This is a genomic window from Bacillus thuringiensis, from assembly GCF_022095615.2.
GTDB classification, from domain to species: Bacteria; Bacillota; Bacilli; order Bacillales; family Bacillaceae_G; genus Bacillus_A; species Bacillus_A cereus_AG.
In genome coordinates this window covers 820,879-842,511 of the sequence record NZ_CP155559.1, presented here as the reverse complement: position 1 = coordinate 842,511, position 21,633 = coordinate 820,879, and the positions used below count along the sequence as shown (strand labels likewise).

Here is a 21,633-nt window from a genome sequence, read left to right as displayed (position 1 = left end):
TAGAACAAAGAGGTGAAAAACATGTCAATTGAATCGCTATGGAGCAGTCGATTCCAACAACATATGCAAAATATCATTACATACTTTGCACGTATGATTAACGGTTTACTATATAGCTTTATCTTTATTTCATGCGTTGGCGCATACTACTATGCTCAGTTTCTAAAAACATCTCCTTCTAAAGGAATATCTTTACTACTCATCACCATTGTACTGACATTCATTATAACGAGATGCCCAATCCGTACATTTATTCAAAAACCTGATGCTGTCTATTTGCTTGCATTAGAAGAGAAACTAACATCTTATTTTAAAAAATCTCTTCTATATAATTACATCATTCAGCTTTTCCCATTATTATTTACGTTCCTGATTCTCGTTCCACTTGCAATGCAATCATTACAAGTAACGGTACCTTTCTTATGTACAATCTTTATCGTTTTAATGATTACGAAAGCTTGGAACATGTACATACATTGGATGTGGCGTGATAGTCATGAAAAAAATATATGGTTCATTATTCGTATTACCTGTAACGCCCTAATCATTTACATGCTGTTTTACTCAGCAAATGTTCTCATATTGGCCGGATTACTCTTACTGCTTGCTTTCCTGCTTCTATATACGAAAAAACAGCCTACAAAACGAATACCGTGGGATTACATAATCGAACAAGAAGAAAAAATGGACGTTCGTTTTTATCAATTTGCTAGCATTTTCACCGATGTTCCGCAACTGAATAAGCAAGTAAATAAAAGAAAATGGCTTACAAATTGGATTGAACCTTTATTACATAAAAAACGAGCAACTTTCTTCTATTTACATACACTGGCATTTTTACGTGGGAATGATTATTTCGGTATATATATTCGCTTAGGGTTGATTGGTGCCTTCGCCTTATATTTGATACCAAACATATACGTAAAAGGTGCTATCGCTTACATCGTCCTATATATGATTTCTATGCAGCTCCGTTCCCTGTGGAAATATTTTTCGGGAAATATTATCGTAGCATTATATCCAATTGATACTGAAAAACGAATGAATCAATTTCTTCGCTTAATCTTTATATTGCTAAGCATTCAACTCATTATATTTTCAATTTTTATCCTCATTGCTACAGTACAATTTTTACATAGCCTTATCATTATGGGTATCGGGTTACTTTGGATCAAATTTATTATTGTACCAAAAACGAAGAAACGGATTTCTTCATTTTAACGAAAAAAGAGGCTGCACATCACAGCCTCTTTTTTGTCCTAAAATTTCTATTCACTCTTCATAGGCAGTTCTCATATAGTGAAAATGACTATACAATTCCTATCCATAAGTTAAATAATGATTTCGCACATATATAAATACAAAAGATGGGAGCCTTATTTATGAATAAAAATCCACCTTCAACGCCCCCAAATCCAACGGAAACGAATAATAATGAAGTGAGCTTACAAACGTTACGCGTCATTGGACTTATTGTACTGATTAGTGGCTACATATTAGTCGCTCTTTCTGAAGTAGGAACGTTAAAAAATCTTTTGCTACAGCCTAGCACTACTCCAAATTTAGCTGAAGTTGATCCGTTCTAAAAATTATATAAAAAGCGAGTCCCAGTATAACTGGTTCGCTTTTCATATAGTTTTATCCAATCTGAGAAACCTCCCTCTCGTCCTCATACTTCTCTCTCCCAATCGCCTTCATAAATAATAAAATACTGCTCATACCAACGATAAAGTACAGAGCACTCATACCCCAAGATGCAATAAACGAGCCTAGCATAACACCTAATGCCCCGTTCATTTTTGCCACTTGAAAGACCATTCCATTAATCGCCATGTATGAACCTCTTGCCTCATTTGGCACCATATCTGCCATAATAGATTGACGTACTGGCACATACATCATCTCACCTACCGTTTGGAAAAGCCCTGCGATTAATAAGATCCATAAGCTATTGCTCGTTCCGAGTATTGTAAAGCCAATCGTATAAATGAATAAACCTACATATAAGATTTTCAAATCATTGAAGCTTTTCAGCATTTTAATAAGAAGGGCCGAACATAATACAACTAAAATTGTATTCTCTGCTGAAATCCAGCTCAGCATGCGAATGCCTGTTAAATCAAATGTAAAACCATTCCCGAATAAAAAGTGTACCGTTTCAAATTCCTTTTGCAAACGTACCCCTAAATAATTATTAATTTGAAACTCTAAAGATAATGTACATATACTTGCTGCACAAAAAATTAAAAACGCTCTATCTTTCATCACGACTTTATAACTATCTGCCATATCTTTTAATACATGTTTCTTCTCTACCGTTTTTCTCGCTACATACACTTCTTCCATATATACAGCCATCACATATAAAGTAATAACTGCAATAACTGTTAATCCGATAAACAATTGCAATCTATAGTTTTCAAATAGTAATCCACCAAATATCGCTCCAATTGCAATTGATAAATTAATTGCCCAGTAGTTAATGCTGTACATCAACTTTCGATTCTCAGATGTACTCACATCGATTAACATCGCCTCTGTCGCAGGATTCATAAGTCCAGACCCTAAACTATTAACTAACATAAACACAAATGTTAGCCACGGTGAATCTACATAATCCGAATTCGCAACTCCCATACAAGCAATGGAAATGACTTGTATACTTTGACCGATAATCATTACTTTTTTACGACCGAGCCGATCTCCGACATATCCACCGTATAAGCCAATTACTAATGAAGCTATGACATTAATGAGTAGTAAAGCACCAGCCATCGCACTACCTAACTTTATTGAAAAATAAATCGCCATAAATGGAAAAATCATCGTGGACACAGCACGTGTTAAAAACGAAGTTATAATTCTAATTTTTATATTTCGATGCATACTCCAAAACCCCATTGTTTCCCCCTCCTTATGCTTACTTATTTTACTTTGAAAAAGAGGAAGAAAAAGGTTAGAATATTCTAAAGAGTTTCCCCTTTTATGATAGGAGGAAGTGTATATATGAAAATTATGGACTATTACATTAGACTAAGACTACATGCACAAGATCAACAACATATCCGAAATAGCTTACAAGAATTAGCGGATGTTTTATATTGCAGTACGAAAAACGTAAAAATTTTATTAAAGAAAATGAGCGAGGAACAATTAATTCGCTGGACTCCAGGGAGAGGCCGCGGGAATAAAACGGAAATTCTATTTGCACATAGTTTCCTAGAAGCGATTCAATCCTACACAGATGAACTGTTAGCGCAAGAAAAATTAAAGGATATCTTTCTTCTTTTAAAAGAACCCCTACCTCTTGCACTTCAAAAAAAGATAGAAAATAAACTACATCATCATTTTGGATACGAACCTTCAAATGATATGTACGACATATTAAAGATTCCTATATCGAGAAAGATATTCCCATTAGATCCGGCTTTTGTAGCTGTAACTACGGAGAGCCATCTTACGAGTCAAATTTTTGACACGTTAGTCGTTTATAACGATGTTACTGAAAAGATGGAGCCTCACATTGCACATACGTGGGAATTAAGTGAAGACGGGCTTACGTGGACCTTTTATTTACGAAAGGATATACATTTTCATAACGAAACAGTTTTAACTTCTAAAGATGTACAATTTTCATAACGAAACAGTTTTAACTTCTAAAGATGTACAATTTTCATTTGAACGATTAAAGCAAGTGCATTCTCCTTTCGAATGGTTAACAGAAGAAATTACCCAAATTGAAACACCATCGCCACTGCAAATTCGATTTCATTTAGCAAAACCCAACTTTTTTTTCTTACATTACGTAAGTTCCATGCAACTAGCAATTTTGCCGCGTGATGCTAGTATTCAAGATCATCATTATATAGGTACTGGACCTTTCAAACTTGCTCATTACTCTGAAGACAATATCGTACTCGAAGCGTTCACCTATTATTTTAAAGAACGCGCGTTATTAGACCGTATTGAATTTTGGGGTATTCCTGATCATGTGCAAATAGATGCTGATTATGAACTACCAAATGAAGAAGAGAATGAAAGACATGATATACAAATAGAAGAAATAGGCTGCATTTATGCCGGCTTTAACTTTACAAAACCTGGTCCCCACCACGACATTTACTTTCGAAAGGCTTGGAGAGAAATATATGATGTTGAAATGATACTTCGTAACATAGAGGGTAGACGAACAATTGCCGCATCAAGCTTTTTCCCTGAAAGAAGCCGCCAAGTTCCTAAAAGGTCCTACTCTTTAGAAAAAGCGAAAGAGTATTTAAAAAAGAGCACCTATAATGGAGACACAATACATATTTATTTTTTCGCATTTAAAGATAGTGCAAATGACGCACATTTCCTAAAAGAACGTTGCGAACAATTAAGAATACACGTAGAACTTCACCCATTTCTCGTTTCAGATTATATGGATCGCTCTATCGATAAACATGCCGATATTATTTTTATGGGAGAAGTGTTTGCTGCCGATCATGAACTCGCATTCTTAAATGTATTTAAAAATAAAAGTTGCTTCGTAAATCGGTTTATGGCCCCGCACTATGAAAACCAAATTAACTGTTTACTTGATACCTTTTTATTAGAAGAAAATAAAGAGAAGCGCTATAAGCTTATGTATGAGATCGAAGAATTTTTACAAGCAGAACACATCATTTTATTTAACTATCACGTTTTAAAAAGAAAAACATATCCGTCTTCTTTAAAAAACGTAACAATTGATTCATTCGGCTGGGCAAATTTTGCGAAGTTATGGATACAGCCATCCACGTATTAAAATGTGAGTTTTTATAAAGTGAAACTTTAATCAGTGGGGGTTTTGTTCATCCCCACTGATTATTAGCCTTCACCAATCGGGCTTTTACGGACAGCCCGCCCCCCACCTACCGCTGAATTTTTGGGTGTGGGTCTTACTGCCCGCAAATAGCGGGGTAAAAGGAGAGGAACCATGAAACGGACCCTAGAAAAAAGACTTTCCTATCTATACACAGGTGAGTTATTTTCAGTCATTACTTTTATTTTCACAAGTTACTTACTTAACTATGCTTATCCTACGTTACATTTATATTCCCTATATTCTTTTTGGGTCTCATTTCTTCTTTTAGAGTTTATCTTATTACAAGGAACAATTTACTGGTACGTAAAGTGGAAACGACTAAAAAAAGAAAAAACATCTGCTACACCTATTAGGATGATTCAATATTTAAAAATACTTAAAAAGATAAATATAGCATTGATTATCACCGGATTTATTACGTTTACTATTGGTTTTGTAATTTGGTATCCCCACTTACCTTTAGGCGGACTATCATTCACTCTATTTATTTATATTTTTGCATTACTTGAGTACATTAACTATTATCATACTCAACTTTCATACGATAACATCTCTGATATTAAACATTTAATCAAATCAAAAAAGCTAAAACAGTCCTGTATAAGTAAAGATTTTCAACGTATTTCATGAAAGAGAAGGTACTACATCCTTAGTAGTACCTTCTTCACATACTATTATTTAATTACTCCATCTAAGTGATCTTTCAAGTTCAATACATATTGCTCAATATTCGGATGTTTCACCACATCATAACAAGCAAAGCTCTTTAACGGACTCATGCCAAGAAACTTCTGTACACGATGTAAATGACTAAGCGCTGACTCTAAACTTTCTCCCTCAAAGAACTTCGTCTTATCCCCAAATGCTTTCTCAGGTGCATTCCAAGTTGTAGAAAACATATACGCTTTCTCTTTTAATAAACCACCTGTTCCATATTCATCAGCTCCTTTAAAGAACAAACCGTATTCATATACTTCATCCATATACGTTTTAAATAAACCCGGAACACTAAACCAGTAAATTGGTGTTTGATAAATTATCACATCAGCCCATAAAAATTTCTCCTGTTCTTCCTTAATACTATAGCCATCTTGAATCGTTGTCGTTTTCACATGATGATTCTCGTTTAATACCGTTACCATATAATCAACTAGCGTTTTATTTAATCTGCCTTCCTTTGTACCGTATTTTTCATGTCCATTTATAATGAATATATTTTTCATCGCTTTTCTCTCCCTTATTTTATTCCTCGGCTATTAACCCAAGTTGCTGTTTCAGCGTAAGATTATCTTCTAAATGCCAATCCTCCGTTATCTTTCCGTCTTTCACATGTAAAATATCAATTGCAAAAAAACTGATTTTCTTATCCTTATGAGTGCCTGTAAAAGAAAGACGAGCTGTTACTCTATCACCGACGACTAATAAATCTTCAATCTCGCAATGTATGTTAGGAACAACTTTATGAAAGTTTTGCGCCGCAAACTTTAATCCTTCCATGCCTTGTGGTCGCCCTTTCGGCAATGTATGATCGAAAAAATTTTCAGTAACAGTCTGCGGAATAAGTTCCTCCCTACCTGTATCCCAAAATGCATAAAAACGCTGCGCTGCATGAACCATTTCGGTCGCTTCTCTCTTACTTAGTGAGGGGTCAATTGTCATTGCTTTTGGCTTTGGCATTTCTTTTAATAACTGGACTTCCGTTTTTTCTTCCACGCTGCATGCTACAAGTACAATACAAACAACAAACAAACTAAGTAATCCAAACAACTTTTTTATCCCCATGAAATTCACCTCCTCCTCATCTAAACCCTTTGTATTTCGTATTGCTATTGTATATGCACTAACTTCCTTTATGGAAGTAGTGATATTTTTTTCATATAGTTACCAAAAGTATAGTTTTGTGATACTATAAAGCAAATTCATTCAAAAAAAATTTATGGAGGCTAGTTCCATGAACAATATAAATCCAGTTGAATTAACGAAAGGGTTACCTGGCATACCTTGTCCTATCGCTAAAACGCTTGATGTAATTCGTACAAAATGGACATTTTTAATCATCCGTGACCTTCTTATCGAAGGAACATTACGCTTTAGTGACTTACAAAAATCAATGGACGGGATTAGCCCGAAAACATTATCGCTTCGACTAAAAGAATTAGAGGCTCAAGGCATTATAACGAGAAAAGTATATCCGGAAGTTCCGCCTCGTGTAGAGTACACATTAACGGATAAAGGAAAGCAATTAGAGGGGATTTTCATTGAATTAAAACGGTTTGGATTAAGCTTATAAAACAAAAACCCCTTACCGTCGTAAGGGGTTTTATTACTTCGCAAAACTTTCAGCTAGCTGTTTCTCTCTCCACATAAATGTAATACCGAGACCAACTATTAAAACAACTCCTGAAAATGCATATGGATAATGAATATTCATATCAAATAATATTCCGCCCATCGCTGGTCCTGCTATATTTCCTAAACTCGTATACGTTGAGTTCATACCAGCAACGAATCCTTGCTCTTTTCCAGCTGCTTTTGATAAAAACGTCGTTAAAGCTGGACGAAGTAAATCAAATGCAAGGAAAATAAAGCAAGTAACGAGAAGTACAATCCAATAATTAAAGACTACAGTTGAAACGAACGCTAATACTGCACCTACAATTAAACATATTTGAATTAATACTTTTTCACCAAACATGTCAACTAATTTTCCAAACATAAATACTTGCACAACTACCCCAAAGATTGAACTAATTGTAATAATTGCCGCAATATCTTTCGGTGTGAATCCAAACTTATGATCAGAAAACAGACTAAACACAGTTTCATACGCCGATAAACCGAATGCAAGTACAAATACAATAATAAATGCGATTGCATACATTGGATGTAATGATTTCTTTAAATCTCCAATAAAACTTGATTCTTTCGTATTAGAAGAAATCTCCGCAAGCTCTTCTTTCGTTAACGGTTCTTTTAAAATAAAGATCGAAATCACACATGCTATAAAGGCAATTACTGCTGCAACAAAAAACGGCACACGTATACCGTATTCTGCAATAAATCCGCCAATTCCAGGTCCTATAATAAATCCGGTACTAATTGCCGCGGACAAGTATCCCATCGCCTTTGGACGTTCCTGCATAGATGTAATATCAGCAACATATGCCGTAACACCTGGCATAATAAACGCAGCACTAATTCCGCCTAACACCCTCGCTGCATAGAGCATCCATACATCTGTCCCTAATCCAAAAAGAAGCTCTGAAACACCAAAAATAAATAATCCAATGATTATCATTTTCTTCCTACCATACAGGTCAACCCACCGGCCTGTAATAGGTGAAGCAATAAGCTGAGCCATTGCAAACACTGCAACGAGATAACCCATCGTCTTCCCTGTTAAACCCATATCATTCATAAAGGACGGCATAACCGGAATGATTAATCCAATCCCTAAAAAAGCGATAAATATATTACTCAAAAGAATGACCAATACCATCTTTTGTTCTTTTATCGGTTTCTTCACTTTTTAACACCTCTTCCCGTAAGTTCCTCAAAAAAATAATGCCCAAGAAGCTTTTTCTTTATCCTGCTATTTGCGGGCTAATCATGAGTAGAGCTGCCCCACTCATTAGAATTTCACTCTATCCTTCCACACATACATAAGTATTAGGTGAATGACTATCATTCAGTTTTCCTCAAAAATGAACCTACCTTTTCAGACAGGTTCATCTTACTATTTCTTTATATGTAGTGCATGTGTTAAAAAATCTAGTACTTCTGCCTTTTGTAGCTCGACTTGCTCATCATCTTTATGATCATATAAATAAACTTGTTCCGCTGCTGATTCAACAAGGGCGATAAATAACTTCGCTGTTCGCTCTGCATGAACCGAATCACGAATTTCACCAGCTTCTTTCGCCTCATTTAAAAATTCACTTAGCCACATATAAAGAGGCTCATACACAGCTTCCCATTCCTTTATATGTTCTGTAGATGCAAGACCTGCATACATTAAAGCTTGTATTTCACGATATTCAGCTATGAAGTTAAACACCGCATCTATCACTTGCGTAACCTTACTTGAGAAAGGCGCATCATTTTGCACTTTTTCTTTCACTGCAAGTATCATCTTTTCAACCATCACTTCTGCTATTGCAGGCATAACAGATAACTTAGAAGGAAAATATAAATAGAAAGTTCCTTGTGCAATGCCAGCCAATTTCACGATATCAGAAATCTTCGTTTTTTCAACGCCCTTTTCCTGAAACACTTCAATAGCTGCATAGACAATTTTCTCTTTTTTATTCATCATCTAAATCCTTTCACACGCGTATTGAATGACTGTCACTCATTTTATAAAATAATTAGCTGTACTGTCAATTATCATGCACTTTTTACAATAAAAATCTCCTAACGACTTGTTAGGAGATACAGTGTATCTTTACGAAAGAGCCTTTAATCCTGTCACACCACATACAATAAGAGCCACACTGATCAAACGTGCCTTACTTTTCGATTCACCAAACAGGAACATATTTAATAAAACGGCACCTGCTGTTCCAATACCAATCCAAACCGCATAGGCGACACTTACTTGTAAAAATAAGAAAGATGTATACAAGAATGCAAAGGATGTAGCAAACCCGCCTATATAAAGCGCACCATTTGCTAACGTTTTATCTTTACTATACATTTTCAGACCGATCACACCGACTATTTCACTAATTGCAGCACAAAATACGAAAAACCAACCCATCTTTAAGCAGCTCCTTCCACAGTTTCTTCTTTATTATCAGCTAGCTTTAAACCGATAACGCCAGCTACAACCATCACGATAAAGAATAACTTCCCTACACTGAAACTTCCGCCGAAAAGGAATACATCCATTAAGAAAGTACCTACCGTACCAGCTCCGGCAAAGATGGCATATACAGTTCCTGTCGCAAGATGTTCACACGCTTTAGAAAGAAAGTGAAAATCAACAGCGATAACTCCTAAAATAATAATCCAATGCCACCAAGTATCGGCCGTATTAAAACCAAACACCCAAAAAATTTCAAAGATACATGTTAATATGACATATAACCAAGCTCTATTTTTCATACCTCTCACCTCTTATGACTGACTATCAGTCATTTTGTTTTAAAAAAATATGTCTTTCACCACTACTATATATAAACAACTATCATCCTCATTTACCATTGTATTTGTTCAGTCGCTAAACTCACTACACCCTTTTATATAAAATGACTGAATGTCATTCATAAATATTGTACATGAATATTTTAAGAACTGTCAATGCCGAAAGATTATTTAAAATTTCTTTCCTCCAGTTTGTATATTTCCTAATAATCTGTTAATACTGCTAGTAACATAATATTTTCTCCACTCCCCCTTGGAGAGATCCCTTTAATAGAGCAGTTAGCATTTGCTAGCTGCTCTTTTTTATTTACCGGCACACTATGATGAAATACTCATAGATCAAATCCATTTTTGATCACATAACAAGGAACGGATGATTTTTTAATCTATTTATTTTCCAATAATCCTTTATATGCACTAATTTTATGCTCAAGCATCTTCTCTGTAACTTCTAAGTTTTCTCTTTGAATCTGAATAGATTTCCTATGGTCTTCTAGGAGCTGTAAACGAGCTTCGGCTGTATGCTCCCCTTCTAAATATAATCTAGCGTATTCTCTTATTTTCGCTATCGGCATTTGTGTTTGTTTTAATTTCATAACAAACTGCAACCACTTTATATGCGACTCTTCATACAATCTATTCCCATTTGCATCGCGATTTGCAATTAAGATATTCTCCTTTTCATAATAACGTAATGTATGTGTGCTCACTCCTAATAATTTAGCTACCTCGCTAATTGTGTACATACTAAAAACCCCCTCCGCATACCATTTACCCTCATATATTTTGCGCTCTTATCAAATTTATAAAAAACATTTGACTTAGAGTATACTCTAACAAATACAATCTAACCATAAATGAATTTGAACTTAGGGGGATTTTATATGAAATATACTGTTATTACTGGCGCTAGTTCTGGAATTGGCTATGAATCAGCTTTAGCCTTTGCATCTCGCGGAAAAAACTTAATACTTGTAGCTCGAAGACAAGCAGAATTAGAAGAATTAAAATTGAAAATTAACGAAGTATGTCCGGAATTGGATGTTGTCATTCGAAAAACTGATTTATCCGTCACGGAAAATGTTTATAAACTTTATGAAAGTCTACAAAGTTTCCAGATTGAAACGTGGATTAACAACGCAGGTTTTGGTAATTTCGCCTCAATTGCTGAACAAAATTTAAATAAAATAGAGACGATGTTACATGTAAATATAGAAGCACTAACGATACTCTCTTCTCTTTTCGTTCGAGATTATTCAATGGTTGATGGCACACAACTTATTAACGTTTCATCAGGCGGTGGATACACAATTGTTGCTGATGCTGTTACGTATTGCGCTACGAAATTCTATGTAAGTGCATTTACAGAAGGTTTATCTCACGAACTGAAAGAACAAGGCGCGAAACTGCAAGCAAAAGTTTTAGCTCCTGCTGCAACTGAAACAGAATTTGCAAAACGTTCATTTGATATTGATGAATTCCAATACGATAATGTTGTACCGAAATTCCACACCGCAAAACAAATGGCACAATTTATGCTTGATCTGTACGATAGCGATAAAGTTGTAGGGCTTGTCGATGGTTCTACTTATAACTATGAGCTTAAAAACCCCATTTTTAATTTTGCAGTAAGAAAAACGAATTCAAGTTCTTAATTTCTCCTAAAATATAGATGCCCACTATTATGTAAATAATAGTGGGCCTTTTTTCTCTCTGAAACATTCACCCAACATACCGAACCATCGCCACCTCATCACAATAATCAACCTTTGGACAATGTCTACAATCAATCCATACTTTCTCTGGTAACGCCTCTCTATTCACAAAAACAAACCCGCACTTTTGAAAAAATTCCGTTTCATATGTTAAAGAAATGACTCTACTCACTTTTATTTTCACTGCCTCATTTATTACATGATTCACCAACATACGTCCGATTCCTTTCCCTGCATATGTATGCGAAACGACTAATGATCGGACTTCTGCAAGGTCCTCCCCTAACACATGTAAGCCAGCAACTCCAACGATTTCTTCCCCTTCTTTCATAACATATAAACATTGTAAATATTGATAGAGAGATAAAAGCGAACGCGGTAAAACTACTCCCTCTTTTGCATAAGCTTCAATGAGACTATAAATTTCTTTCACATCACTTGTAACCGCATTACAGATTTTCATAATTTATCCCCTTGTCCCTCATATTAATATTTATAAACAAAAATGAATTTTAATACATAATTTTATATAATAATACATCTCTCCTTTCTTCCCGTCAATCACTTTACACAAACAAAAACCAAGCAATCTAATCGATGCTCGGTTCTTCATTTCGTATCGGTAACACCGTCGAATATTTAATTTCTCGAAGTGCTAAACTCGTCTGTATCCTTGTAATACCAAGCTTATTCAGCTTTCTAATAAACTGCTCTAGCTCTTTACGATCACGATTTGCAACCTTTAATAAATAATCATACTCTCCTGTTAAACAGTGGCATTCTAACACTTCCGGCATCGATTCTAATTCTTTTTCCAACACTTCAAGTTTATCCGATTGATGAATATTTGTACTCATAAAAATAAAACATAATAAATCAAAACCAAGCTTTTCTTGATTTAAAATGGCTACTTGCTTATCAATGAACCCTTCTCCATCTAATCTTTTTATTCTCGCATGCATCGCAGCTGGTGATAAATTAACGCGTCTTGCAAGCTCTGCATTACTTACTTGTGATTCCTTCTGCAATATATCTAAAATTTGTACGTCTAAATCATCTAACACTTTAATAACCGACGACTCCATCAAAATTCCCCCTTTTTATTACCGATGATTATTCGAAAAAACACCTTACAACTTATATAAAACTGAATATTGTTCCTTGAATGTTATTCATAACAAAACATTTTATCAACTTTTATCCATTATACAAAAGAATATATTACACAATAAAGAAAAATGCTAAAATTATTTACAATTCACATTGATTACAACAAAGGGGATTTTAATATGCCTTATTTTTATGTCTTTTTACTATTACTAACGAGCTTATTATGGGGAGGAAATTTCGTCGTTGGAAAATCGCTCGTTGATCATGCGTCTCCAATGACACTTACAAGTTTAAGATGGATGATTGCGATCGTTTGTTTATTACCAATGGTATGGTTTAAAGAAAAGAAAATCATTCCACCTCGTGCCGCAATACTTCCGTTACTACTAATGGGGATCTCAGGGGTTGCTCTGTTTAACATTTTTCAATTTTTAGCACTAGAAAAAACATCTGCAACAAATGTAGGGCTTATTTCTACATTAAATGCGATTTCAATTGCACTATTTTCAGTGTTATTTCTAAAAGAAAAAGTAAATACACTTCAAATTCTATCAATGATTCTTTCATTCTTTGGGGTTATTCTTGTTCTATTAAAAGGTAACTTTGCCCTTTTATTTTCACTACATTTTAATAGCGGTGACTTATGGATGATGGCAGCTGTTTGTATTTGGGGAATGTATTCTGTTTGTAGTAAATGGGCAACAAAAACAACTACGCCACTTATGGCGACGTTATACTCTGGTATTTTCGGCGTTATTTTATTACTGCCATTTAACATAGGTAGCTTTACTGTTACGAATATAAACACTTCGTTTATAACATCACTTTTATATACTGGGCTTATTTCCACAGTTCTTTGTATGGTATTTTGGAATGTTGGCGTACAAAAATTAGGAGCAACTACATCTGGCATTTTTCTAAACTTCAATCCAATTTTCACAGCTATTTTAGCCTTCCTTTTCCTCGGTGAAGAACTAACATGGATACAAATTTTAGGTACAATGATCGTTGTAACAGGATGTTATTTATTTTCTCATTTCAAAACTGTTACTGTTCAGCCAACTAGAGCTTTAATGCGCAAACATTCTTAATGAAAAAACATCGTCATCCGAGTGGCGATGTTTTTATTTATTCTTCATTTCTCTTATATACTGCTTTTCCTCTTCTGGTGATAAACGTTCTGTTGCCTTGCCAGTATCTCCACCTTGAAGGCTCCATAAGAAGTTATGCTCCTCAACAGTTTGAGAAAAATCTCCTTTTTCCCATCTATTTATAATAGAAAATAACTTCATTTTATATTGAAAACCTGTACTATTTTCAATATCCCTTTTCACATTAGAAATTTCCTTTTTCGTCATTTCTATAAACCCCCATTTTTCAGAGGATTTTACCTTTTGGTGCACCATTTGATGCATAGTAGAAATAATTTCACCTTCGCTAACTTGTGGAGCTTCTTCTGCAACTTTCTTCTCTTTTTCGTTTGCCACTCGCTCAATTTGAATATTTTTATTTTCTTTTTCTACATATGCCAGCAATTTCTTTCCGCCAACTATAGACGAGATAATTACGATAATTGTAATGCATATACCTACGATCCATTTAAAAAGCACTAGCTCTTCGTCGCTTCTCTAACAAGATGACTATCTACATATTGCTTAAACTTCACAATTTTTCCGTTCTCAAGTTGCCATACATGAACAAATTCTGCTTCAAATGATTTTCCCGTTTCTTTATAAACTCCTGAATACATACCTTCAGCAATAATTACATCTTTTCCGTTTACTTCATGGTACATATTTACGCTCGCTTTATAATCATCCCATTCTGATTCTAAACGACTAAATACATTTTCCATTATTGCTTCTACACCTATATAAGTTCCCCCGTACGGGAATCCTGCTGCCTCTGTCCATTCTACTTTTTCAGAGAGGGCTTCTACTAAATGTTTTGCATTCGAAGAAGCTGATCCTTCATATGTACTTCGAATAATTTCTAAATTTGATTTAGACATATTAATTCCTCCCGTTTTATTTATTTTTTACACAAGATGTAACACCGATAGTTACATCTTGTGTAAAAAAATATTTAAATTGTTTTATTCTTAATCTACCAGTTGTAATCATTATAGTTACAATCATTCTTCAAGTCAACAGTTTATAAATAAGTTTACTTCGTTTTCATTACTTTCTCTTTTAAAAAACGATCTACATATCCTTCTGCTTTTACAACAAATAAATACGCACCCATTGATAATAATGCAAGATCTAATTCATAACCTGGATTCTTTCCATCTCCTAATAAACCTGCTGCTCCATTTACCTTTACGATAGCTCCAGCTAAAATAAGTGCAAATAACAATCCTACATATCGTACGCCTAAACCGATAATTAATAATATACCACCAACTAATTCTACAGTTGCTACGCCGTATGCAAGACCACCTGGTAAGCCAATGCTTGTAAACCATCCTGCTACGTTATCGATACCTGATTGAAACTTCGCTAAACCGTGCGCAAAGAATGTCACTCCTAACACGATGCGAATAATTAAATTCCCAATATATTGGTTCATTTTGAACTCTCCTTTTTGTTTTGTTATGGTGAACTTTTATTTACAAGTCAAAACAATACGGTATTTCATTTCATTCGTCAAATACTTTTTTACAGAAAACAAAAAACATTATCCCTTTTACGGATAATGTTTTCTCACAAAATAGCGCTAATTCAAGCTTTTACTCTATTGCACAAAAAAGTTGAAACATTTTTCCAGCACCAACATACGGCAATAAAGACAAGTCCTCTTCTACAACCATTCCAACAACATTCACTTTCTCATCTTGAGGCAACTCCCGTGCAACAACCTGCATCTCCCCAGCATATCTACCGTACAATTCATTATCAATTGTAATGCTGCCTTTCTTTCTTGAAATGGTAGACATCGGCTGTAACACGACTTTATTTTCTTCTCGTGATTCTACAGAGCGAATGACATCACGAGCTGGATCTAGCCTATTTGTATGAACTTGCTCCACCACTTTTAATGCTTTTTTATCATTTATAAACGATTTGTAGCGTAGAGGAATAACCCCTCTACTCGCACTCGCTATCTCTTGTACACTTTCTACACTTCCACTTATATCCCCGATTAACACCTTATCGACACCACAATCTTGTACAAGTTCTAAGTACGCTTCAAGCGGGCGTATATTACGGTGCCTTTCTAAGGTTGGTAAGCCTTCATATAACGGACCACGTTTTTCCCCATCTCCCGGAATAAATGCCATCGTTTTTATTCCGCACTCATGTAAGTATTCATTTTGTTTTTGTAAAAAGGACTTTGCTAGTCCTGTTTCTGGACGCGGATAAAAATTATGCCATGCTTCTACATTCTCTACCTGTATCTTTTCAGTGATTAACTCTTTCCAAAATGATTCTGTAATCGTACTCGCATTTAAAGCTACTTTCATTTTATGAGATACGCGCGCGATTTCTTTCGGCATGATGCCATAGTCCATTCGTAAGCCAGTAATGCCCCACTCTACTAACTCCTCCACATTTTCGTACGTCAGTCCTAAATGTTGTAACGATTTTGGAGAAACATCGACCATTAACTCCATTTCATATTTGAGAGCTTGCTTCCCAAGTATTTGTATTAATTCTTTATACGTACCAGGGTCATCCTCTGGAATATGCAATGATGTAAAAATAGATAAAAATCTGTTTTCTTTCGCTACTTTTAGCCACTCTTCTTGCTTTTTCACTCGTTCTTTTGAAAGATAAATTGAAACTCCTATCATACGAATCTCCCTTTCTATGAATAGAAAAAGAGAAAGGAATCCCTTTCTCTATATGTTTTCTGCCATTTCTTCTTTGAATCCGAAGAAGTACGTAAAGATAAATCCAAACGTATATGCCACTACTAATCCAAGGAAATATAATAAATATTTATTATCAGCAATTAACGGAATTAATGATAATCCTGATACGCCAATTCCGAGTGCGGCTGTTTTCATAACTGCTTGGAATGCACCGCCAACAGCTGCGCCTAAACAAGCTGTAAGAAACGGTTTCCCAAGTGGTAATGTAACCCCGTATAATAACGGTTCGCCAATTCCTAAAAAGCCAACTGGTAATGCACCTTTAATTACGTTACGAAGTCGTTTGTTTTTTGTTTTTACAAAAATCGCAATCGCTGCTCCTACTTGCCCAGCACCTGCCATTGCTAGTACTGGTAATAAAGGCGTCACATGCGTTTGATTAATAAATTCCATATGAATTGGTGTTAAACCGTGATGTAATCCGACCATAACGAGCGGTAAAAATGTTCCAGCAAGCACTGCTCCTGCAAATGCGCCGCCAATACTTAAAATCCCATTAATTCCGCTTGTAATTCCTTCAGATAAGAAACCTGCAACTGGCTGAATTGCTAACATCGTTACGATACTTACGACTAATACAGTAATAAGCGGCGTTACAATAATATCAACTGCATTTGGCACTGCTTTTCGAACTTGTCTTTCCACTACAACCATAAGCCATGCTGCAAAAATAACTGCAAATAATCCGCCCCGTCCGGGTACGAGTGCTTCACCGAATAATTTTACAGTCGCCATCGCTGGGTTAAAAATTAAAATACCAGCAATTGCCCCAAGAACCGGTGTCCCGCCAAACTCTTTCGCTGTATTCCAGCCGACTAAAATCCCTAAGAATGTAAATATACCGCCGCCAATGAGTAGTAGCATTTGTAGCCACGTTGCATTCGGATCCGCACCTGCGTTTTTCGCAAAGTTAGCCACCCCGTTTATAATTCCTGACGCAACAAGACCTGGAATTAACGGAATGAAAATACTTCCTATTTTTCTTAAAAAGTTTTTCACTGGTGTATTATTTTTCTTCTTAATCTCTGACTTCATCTCTTGCCCGAGATCTTCAAGATGATGATCTGCCACCTCACCAATTCGCAGTCCTGTTAAACCTTCCATTTCAGCTGCTACTTTATTTACTGTCCCTGGCCCAACAACAACTTGAAGCGTCTCATCTTCAATAACGCCCATAACCCCTTCAACCTTTTTCAAAAGGTCCATATTCACTTTACTTTCATCATGAAGCGTTAATCGCAATCTCGTCATACAATGAGCAATGCCACGAATATTTTTTACTCCCCCAAGTTGCTCTGAAATCTCTTTGGCCATTCTCTCTTCTTTCTTCATAATAGAATCCCCCTCCCTATTATTTTATAGTGCCTTCTTCACAAACCCTTTCGCTTCTTTTAATTTCTCCAGTGCTTCCCCATACTCACACTGCAATAACACCATAACAATCGCAGCTTTCACATTACGTTCTGCTTTTTCATAATACTCTGCCGCTACTTCATAACTAACGCCTGTTGCTTCCACAATAATTCGTTTTGATCGTTCTACTAACTTTTCATTTGTAGATTGAACATCTACCATTAAGTTTTTATATACTTTCCCCACACCAATCATAGAAGCTGTTGAAATCATATTCAGCACTAATTTTTGTGCTGTACCAGCCTTCAAACGCGTTGAGCCTGTTAAAATTTCTGCGCCTGTTTCTACTTCCACATTTAGTTTTGCATATTTACTTATTTCAGCATGTTTATTACAAGAAATACTCGCCGTGCTCGCTCCCACGCTAGCCGCGTACTTCAAACCGCCAATTACATAAGGAGTTCGACCACTTGCTGCAATTCCAATCACTGTATCTTTCTCGTTTAATCCAATACTTTTTAAATCTTCTTCTGCTAATCCTTCGCGGTCTTCTGCACCTTCCACCGCCTTAGTAAACGCTTTCATTCCACCTGCTATAAACCCTTGCACCATTTTATCATCTGTGCCAAATGTCGGCGGACATTCCACCGCATCCAAAATACCTAAACGGCCACTCGTACCAGCCCCAATGTAAATTAATCGGCCCTCATCTTCAAAGGATTTAATGACAATCTGTACAACCTTTTCAATTTCTTCTATTTCATTTTCAACTGCTAACGCAACAGTTCGATCTTCTTCATTCATACTTTGTAACACTTCTTTTATGCTCATCTCATCTAAATTCATCGTCTTCTCATTACGATGTTCTGTCGATAAATTTTCTAACATATTATCACCCGCTTTGAAATTTAATTTCATACTTTCATTATAACTTTAAGAAATTTAAAATCAATATTACTTTATTATTTTATGAAATTTTATTTCTTTTCATGACGAATTTATGTCAGTATACAAAAAAAGATGGGTTCCCCCATCTTTTCATTTTAACTTCCGTAACCGAAGAGCTTCTTCTCTTGTCTCCATAAATTGATCCAGCACTTTATTACCAATACGATTAAAAGTAATTACATATAAAGCATCAATCATATTCAATTGCGTCATTCTCGAAGCAATACTCGCAATACGATGATCTTGCTCTACATCTGGCATACAAAGACGAATATCGGCCTCTTTATATAACGGTGATGATTGATCAAGCTTTGTAATCGCAATAACAGTTGCACCTTGTCTCTTCGCATATTGCGCCATTTCAAGTACATCTTTCGTACGACCCGATGTTGAAATCGCAACAAATATATCGCCCTCTTTTAAATTCGTCACAAGCGGCAACATCATATGAAAATCAGATAACATCATCGCTGTAAATCCGAGCCTTGTAAATTTATAAGCCCCGTCCATCGCTGGAGTAGCTGATCCGCCGACTCCGTAAAATATAATTTTATCCGCATTTACAATACGATCTGCTGCTTTTTCAAGTTCCTTCTTATCTATCGCCGTAACGCTCGCCTCAATTGCAGCTTTATTCACATATGTAACTTTATTAAACAAGTCGTACGGGCCATCTTCCGTATTCATCACCGAAAAATCGTTAATATTATAATCAGCAATCGTTAATTCACGAACGAGTGCAATTTTAAATGCCTTAAAGCTTCCGATTCCAATCGATTTACAAAAGCGAACAACACTCGCCTCACTTGCGCCTGCATTCGTTGACACTTCTTTCGTCGTTAAGTTCGGAACAATCTCTGCATTCTCCATTATGTACATGGCAACCTTCTTTTCAGCTGGTGAAAATTGATCCATATTACTTTCAATTTTAAATAGTAATGTTGAAGCTTTCACTATTTACCCTCCACTTCTTACGGTTGCTTTCACTTATTTTCTCTTGCTTCAAAAAGATAAAAACCATCATCACCAGGAGGATGGTGAACAATTACAGTTCGATCCCCTTTTTTATATGACGTTATTTCACCTTCAGATCGCTGTTTTTCCCATCCATGTATCCAAATTACAAAGTCAGGTACAAAAGCAGTGTACTTATAGTCTTTCGGGTTTTCGTCTTCTACATAAGTAGAAAAAATAGAAACCGGAAAATCTTTCACTTTTGATTCTTTCCATGCAGTAAATGGTATACACAGTGCAATAAGTATGATTACACCTATAACCTTCCCCTTCGTAAGCCTCACACATTTTCTCTCCTCGACTTATCATATACGTAGATTTTACCATAATTACAACCTATTCACGCTATATGACTATTGCTTTTTTCCAATAAAAAAAGAGCTTACCTACATCAGATAAGCCCTTCTTCTCTATACAAAATACTTCTTCAAAAGCGGCGGCGTAATAATCGTCGTTAATATAACAACAATAACAATCGCTGTGAAATTTTCTTTCGCTAATAAATTCGCTGCAAGTCCATTCGCTGCGATGATAAGCGCCACTTCTCCGCGCGAAACCATTCCTGCACCGATACTAATAGAAGATTGAAGGTTGAATCCTGTCAATCTTGCGCCTAAACCTGATCCGATTAACTTTGTGAATATCGCAATAAGAGTCATGATGATAATGAACCAAAGCTGGCTTCCGATACCTTGAAATGTAATTTCCATTCCAATACTTACGAAGAACACTGGTACAAATATCGCATAAGCAATCGGTTCAATTTTATGTTCTACTTCATGCTTGTACTCTGTTTGAGAAATGGCAATCCCTGCTGCAAAAGCCCCAATAATACCTGCGATTCCCATCATTTCACTGTAATACGAAAAAGAGAAACAAATAATAAGAGCCGCACTAATTAATGCTTCTGTTACGCGAAGTGGTACGAGCATTTTCATAATCCATGGAACAACTTTCCAAGAAATGAAAACGATACTTACAAAAAAGATAATTTTCTTTGCAATGACAAGCGTTACATTTACATCTTGTGTACCTAAGAAACTCATCACAAATGCTAATAAAATAACAACAATTACATCATCAAATACAGCTGCACCTAAAATCGTCGTACTTTCTCTCGTATTCATTTTCCCTAAATCTCTTAGTGTTTGAACAGAAATACTAACCGAAGTGGCACAAAGTAATAACCCTAAAAAGATTGCATGCGACTGTAACATTCCAAACGCAAGTCCTGCTAAATATCCACCAAGGAATGGGAAAATAATGCCTCCCATCGCTACTGCGAATGCAGATTTCAAATTCCGATTTAACTCTTCCAAATCTGTTTCAAGCCCTGCCATAAACATAAGTAGTAAAACACCAATTTCACTCAGTTCATCAATGAGTTCAGAACTATTAATAATACCAAGCACAGCCGGACCGATAATAATACCGACAATTAATTTACCAAGTACAGAGGGCTGGCCAAGTCTTACGCTAATATCACCAGCTAATTTCGTACAAAGTAAAATGACGACAAGTTCAAAATAAAATAACATAACATCTTCTCCTACTTTAACTTTAATCAGTGGGTTTTCTCCATCCAAAGTAGATTGGTAACCCTCGTCCATTCCTGTAAGTAGTTT

General features: G+C 35.6%; 25 protein-coding genes and 1 pseudogene. 7 read left to right on the top strand and 19 right to left on the bottom strand.

Features of this window, described 5'->3' with window-relative positions; translation table 11 throughout:
- Positions 1 to 21: 21 nt before the first annotated feature.
- Positions 22 to 1,221, top strand: a complete 1,200-nt coding sequence (locus tag KZZ19_RS04355; RefSeq protein WP_237982125.1) for an ABC transporter permease — start codon at positions 22 to 24, stop codon at positions 1,219 to 1,221.
- 161 nt (positions 1,222 to 1,382) lie between these two features.
- Positions 1,383 to 1,586: a hypothetical protein gene (locus tag KZZ19_RS04350; RefSeq protein ID WP_237982126.1), complete on the top strand. Its 204-nt coding sequence runs from the start codon at positions 1,383 to 1,385 to the stop codon at positions 1,584 to 1,586.
- Positions 1,587 to 1,638: 52 nt separating this feature from the next.
- Here the strand turns inward: KZZ19_RS04350 and KZZ19_RS04345 are convergent, their stop codons facing one another.
- Complete coding sequence (locus tag KZZ19_RS04345) at positions 1,639 to 2,901, bottom strand: MDR family MFS transporter (protein ID WP_237982127.1); 1,263 nt, start codon at positions 2,899 to 2,901, stop codon at positions 1,639 to 1,641.
- 105 nt (positions 2,902 to 3,006) lie between these two features.
- Between KZZ19_RS04345 and KZZ19_RS04340 the strand changes: the two are divergent.
- Positions 3,007 to 4,786, top strand: a pseudogene (locus KZZ19_RS04340) (ABC transporter substrate-binding protein).
- Positions 4,787 to 4,957: 171 nt separating this feature from the next.
- Positions 4,958 to 5,476 (top strand): general stress protein, encoded by a 519-nt coding sequence (locus tag KZZ19_RS04335; protein ID WP_237982128.1) that lies wholly within the window; start codon positions 4,958 to 4,960, stop codon positions 5,474 to 5,476.
- 44 nt (positions 5,477 to 5,520) lie between these two features.
- On the opposite strand, the gene KZZ19_RS04330 is transcribed toward KZZ19_RS04335, so the two are convergent.
- Positions 5,521 to 6,069 (bottom strand): NAD(P)H-dependent oxidoreductase, encoded by a 549-nt coding sequence (locus KZZ19_RS04330; RefSeq protein WP_237982129.1) that lies wholly within the window; start codon positions 6,067 to 6,069, stop codon positions 5,521 to 5,523.
- 19 nt (positions 6,070 to 6,088) lie between these two features.
- On the bottom strand, positions 6,089 to 6,628 hold the full coding sequence (locus KZZ19_RS04325; RefSeq protein ID WP_237982130.1) for an ester cyclase: 540 nt from the start codon (positions 6,626 to 6,628) through the stop codon (positions 6,089 to 6,091).
- Between the two features lie 169 nt (positions 6,629 to 6,797).
- Here KZZ19_RS04325 and KZZ19_RS04320 point away from each other — a divergent pair, with 169 nt between their 5' ends.
- On the top strand, positions 6,798 to 7,136 hold the full coding sequence (locus KZZ19_RS04320) for a winged helix-turn-helix transcriptional regulator (RefSeq protein WP_074602672.1): 339 nt from the start codon (positions 6,798 to 6,800) through the stop codon (positions 7,134 to 7,136).
- Positions 7,137 to 7,169: 33 nt separating this feature from the next.
- Here KZZ19_RS04320 and KZZ19_RS04315 read toward each other — a convergent pair whose 3' ends face one another.
- The 5 genes from KZZ19_RS04315 to KZZ19_RS04295 all read right to left on the bottom strand — a co-directional run bounded on the left by KZZ19_RS04315 (position 7,170) and on the right by KZZ19_RS04295 (position 10,737).
- Positions 7,170 to 8,372, bottom strand: coding sequence for an MFS transporter (locus tag KZZ19_RS04315; protein ID WP_088095283.1), 1,203 nt, complete (start codon positions 8,370 to 8,372; stop codon positions 7,170 to 7,172).
- A 210-nt stretch (positions 8,373 to 8,582) separates the two neighbouring features.
- Positions 8,583 to 9,161: a TetR family transcriptional regulator gene (locus KZZ19_RS04310; protein WP_060629685.1), complete on the bottom strand. Its 579-nt coding sequence runs from the start codon at positions 9,159 to 9,161 to the stop codon at positions 8,583 to 8,585.
- Between the two features lie 129 nt (positions 9,162 to 9,290).
- Positions 9,291 to 9,605 (bottom strand): DMT family transporter, encoded by a 315-nt coding sequence (locus KZZ19_RS04305; RefSeq protein WP_088095282.1) that lies wholly within the window; start codon positions 9,603 to 9,605, stop codon positions 9,291 to 9,293.
- Positions 9,606 to 9,607: 2 nt separating this feature from the next.
- Positions 9,608 to 9,952: a DMT family transporter gene (locus KZZ19_RS04300; RefSeq protein WP_000796014.1), complete on the bottom strand. Its 345-nt coding sequence runs from the start codon at positions 9,950 to 9,952 to the stop codon at positions 9,608 to 9,610.
- Positions 9,953 to 10,377: 425 nt separating this feature from the next.
- Positions 10,378 to 10,737, bottom strand: a complete 360-nt coding sequence (locus KZZ19_RS04295) for a MerR family transcriptional regulator (RefSeq protein ID WP_237982131.1) — start codon at positions 10,735 to 10,737, stop codon at positions 10,378 to 10,380.
- Positions 10,738 to 10,875: 138 nt separating this feature from the next.
- On the opposite strand from KZZ19_RS04295, the gene KZZ19_RS04290 reads away from it, so the two are divergent.
- Positions 10,876 to 11,646 carry an SDR family NAD(P)-dependent oxidoreductase gene (locus tag KZZ19_RS04290; protein ID WP_237982132.1) on the top strand — a complete coding sequence of 257 codons (771 nt, stop codon included), beginning with the start codon at positions 10,876 to 10,878 and terminating at the stop codon, positions 11,644 to 11,646.
- 67 nt (positions 11,647 to 11,713) lie between these two features.
- Here KZZ19_RS04290 and KZZ19_RS04285 read toward each other — a convergent pair whose 3' ends face one another.
- Both KZZ19_RS04285 and KZZ19_RS04280 read right to left on the bottom strand, forming a co-directional pair.
- Positions 11,714 to 12,169 (bottom strand): N-acetyltransferase, encoded by a 456-nt coding sequence (locus KZZ19_RS04285; RefSeq protein ID WP_237982133.1) that lies wholly within the window; start codon positions 12,167 to 12,169, stop codon positions 11,714 to 11,716.
- Between the two features lie 127 nt (positions 12,170 to 12,296).
- On the bottom strand, positions 12,297 to 12,791 hold the full coding sequence (locus KZZ19_RS04280; protein ID WP_088232423.1) for an Lrp/AsnC family transcriptional regulator: 495 nt from the start codon (positions 12,789 to 12,791) through the stop codon (positions 12,297 to 12,299).
- A 204-nt stretch (positions 12,792 to 12,995) separates the two neighbouring features.
- Here KZZ19_RS04280 and KZZ19_RS04275 point away from each other — a divergent pair, with 204 nt between their 5' ends.
- Positions 12,996 to 13,907, top strand: a complete 912-nt coding sequence (locus KZZ19_RS04275) for a DMT family transporter (RefSeq protein ID WP_237982134.1) — start codon at positions 12,996 to 12,998, stop codon at positions 13,905 to 13,907.
- A gap of 33 nt (positions 13,908 to 13,940) precedes the next feature.
- Here the strand turns inward: KZZ19_RS04275 and KZZ19_RS04270 are convergent, their stop codons facing one another.
- The 9 genes from KZZ19_RS04270 to KZZ19_RS04230 form a co-directional block, all read right to left on the bottom strand.
- Positions 13,941 to 14,426 carry a PRK06770 family protein gene (locus KZZ19_RS04270; protein WP_237982135.1) on the bottom strand — a complete coding sequence of 162 codons (486 nt, stop codon included), beginning with the start codon at positions 14,424 to 14,426 and terminating at the stop codon, positions 13,941 to 13,943.
- Entirely contained in the window at positions 14,426 to 14,827 is a 402-nt protein-coding gene (locus tag KZZ19_RS04265) for a nuclear transport factor 2 family protein (protein ID WP_237982136.1), read from the bottom strand. The genes KZZ19_RS04270 and KZZ19_RS04265 overlap by 1 nt, the downstream gene beginning before the upstream one ends.
- A gap of 155 nt (positions 14,828 to 14,982) precedes the next feature.
- Positions 14,983 to 15,387, bottom strand: a complete 405-nt coding sequence (locus KZZ19_RS04260; protein ID WP_001077751.1) for a DoxX family protein — start codon at positions 15,385 to 15,387, stop codon at positions 14,983 to 14,985.
- 160 nt (positions 15,388 to 15,547) lie between these two features.
- Positions 15,548 to 16,612 carry a DUF871 domain-containing protein gene (locus KZZ19_RS04255; protein ID WP_237982137.1) on the bottom strand — a complete coding sequence of 355 codons (1,065 nt, stop codon included), beginning with the start codon at positions 16,610 to 16,612 and terminating at the stop codon, positions 15,548 to 15,550.
- Between the two features lie 48 nt (positions 16,613 to 16,660).
- A complete protein-coding gene (locus tag KZZ19_RS04250) occupies positions 16,661 to 18,025 on the bottom strand; it encodes a PTS transporter subunit EIIC (RefSeq protein ID WP_088095274.1) in 1,365 nt (454 codons plus the stop codon).
- Between the two features lie 24 nt (positions 18,026 to 18,049).
- The gene (gene murQ / locus KZZ19_RS04245) at positions 18,050 to 18,934 is read right to left on the bottom strand and encodes an N-acetylmuramic acid 6-phosphate etherase (RefSeq protein ID WP_237982138.1); all 885 of its coding nucleotides are present in this window, start codon (positions 18,932 to 18,934) and stop codon (positions 18,050 to 18,052) included.
- A gap of 150 nt (positions 18,935 to 19,084) precedes the next feature.
- Positions 19,085 to 19,948 carry a MurR/RpiR family transcriptional regulator gene (locus KZZ19_RS04240; protein WP_000648163.1) on the bottom strand — a complete coding sequence of 288 codons (864 nt, stop codon included), beginning with the start codon at positions 19,946 to 19,948 and terminating at the stop codon, positions 19,085 to 19,087.
- Positions 19,949 to 19,977: 29 nt separating this feature from the next.
- On the bottom strand, positions 19,978 to 20,292 hold the full coding sequence (locus KZZ19_RS04235; protein WP_237982139.1) for an outer surface protein: 315 nt from the start codon (positions 20,290 to 20,292) through the stop codon (positions 19,978 to 19,980).
- Positions 20,293 to 20,418: 126 nt separating this feature from the next.
- Positions 20,419 to 21,618, bottom strand: a complete 1,200-nt coding sequence (locus KZZ19_RS04230; protein ID WP_237982140.1) for a cation:proton antiporter — start codon at positions 21,616 to 21,618, stop codon at positions 20,419 to 20,421.
- Between the last annotated feature and the right edge of the window lie 15 nt (positions 21,619 to 21,633).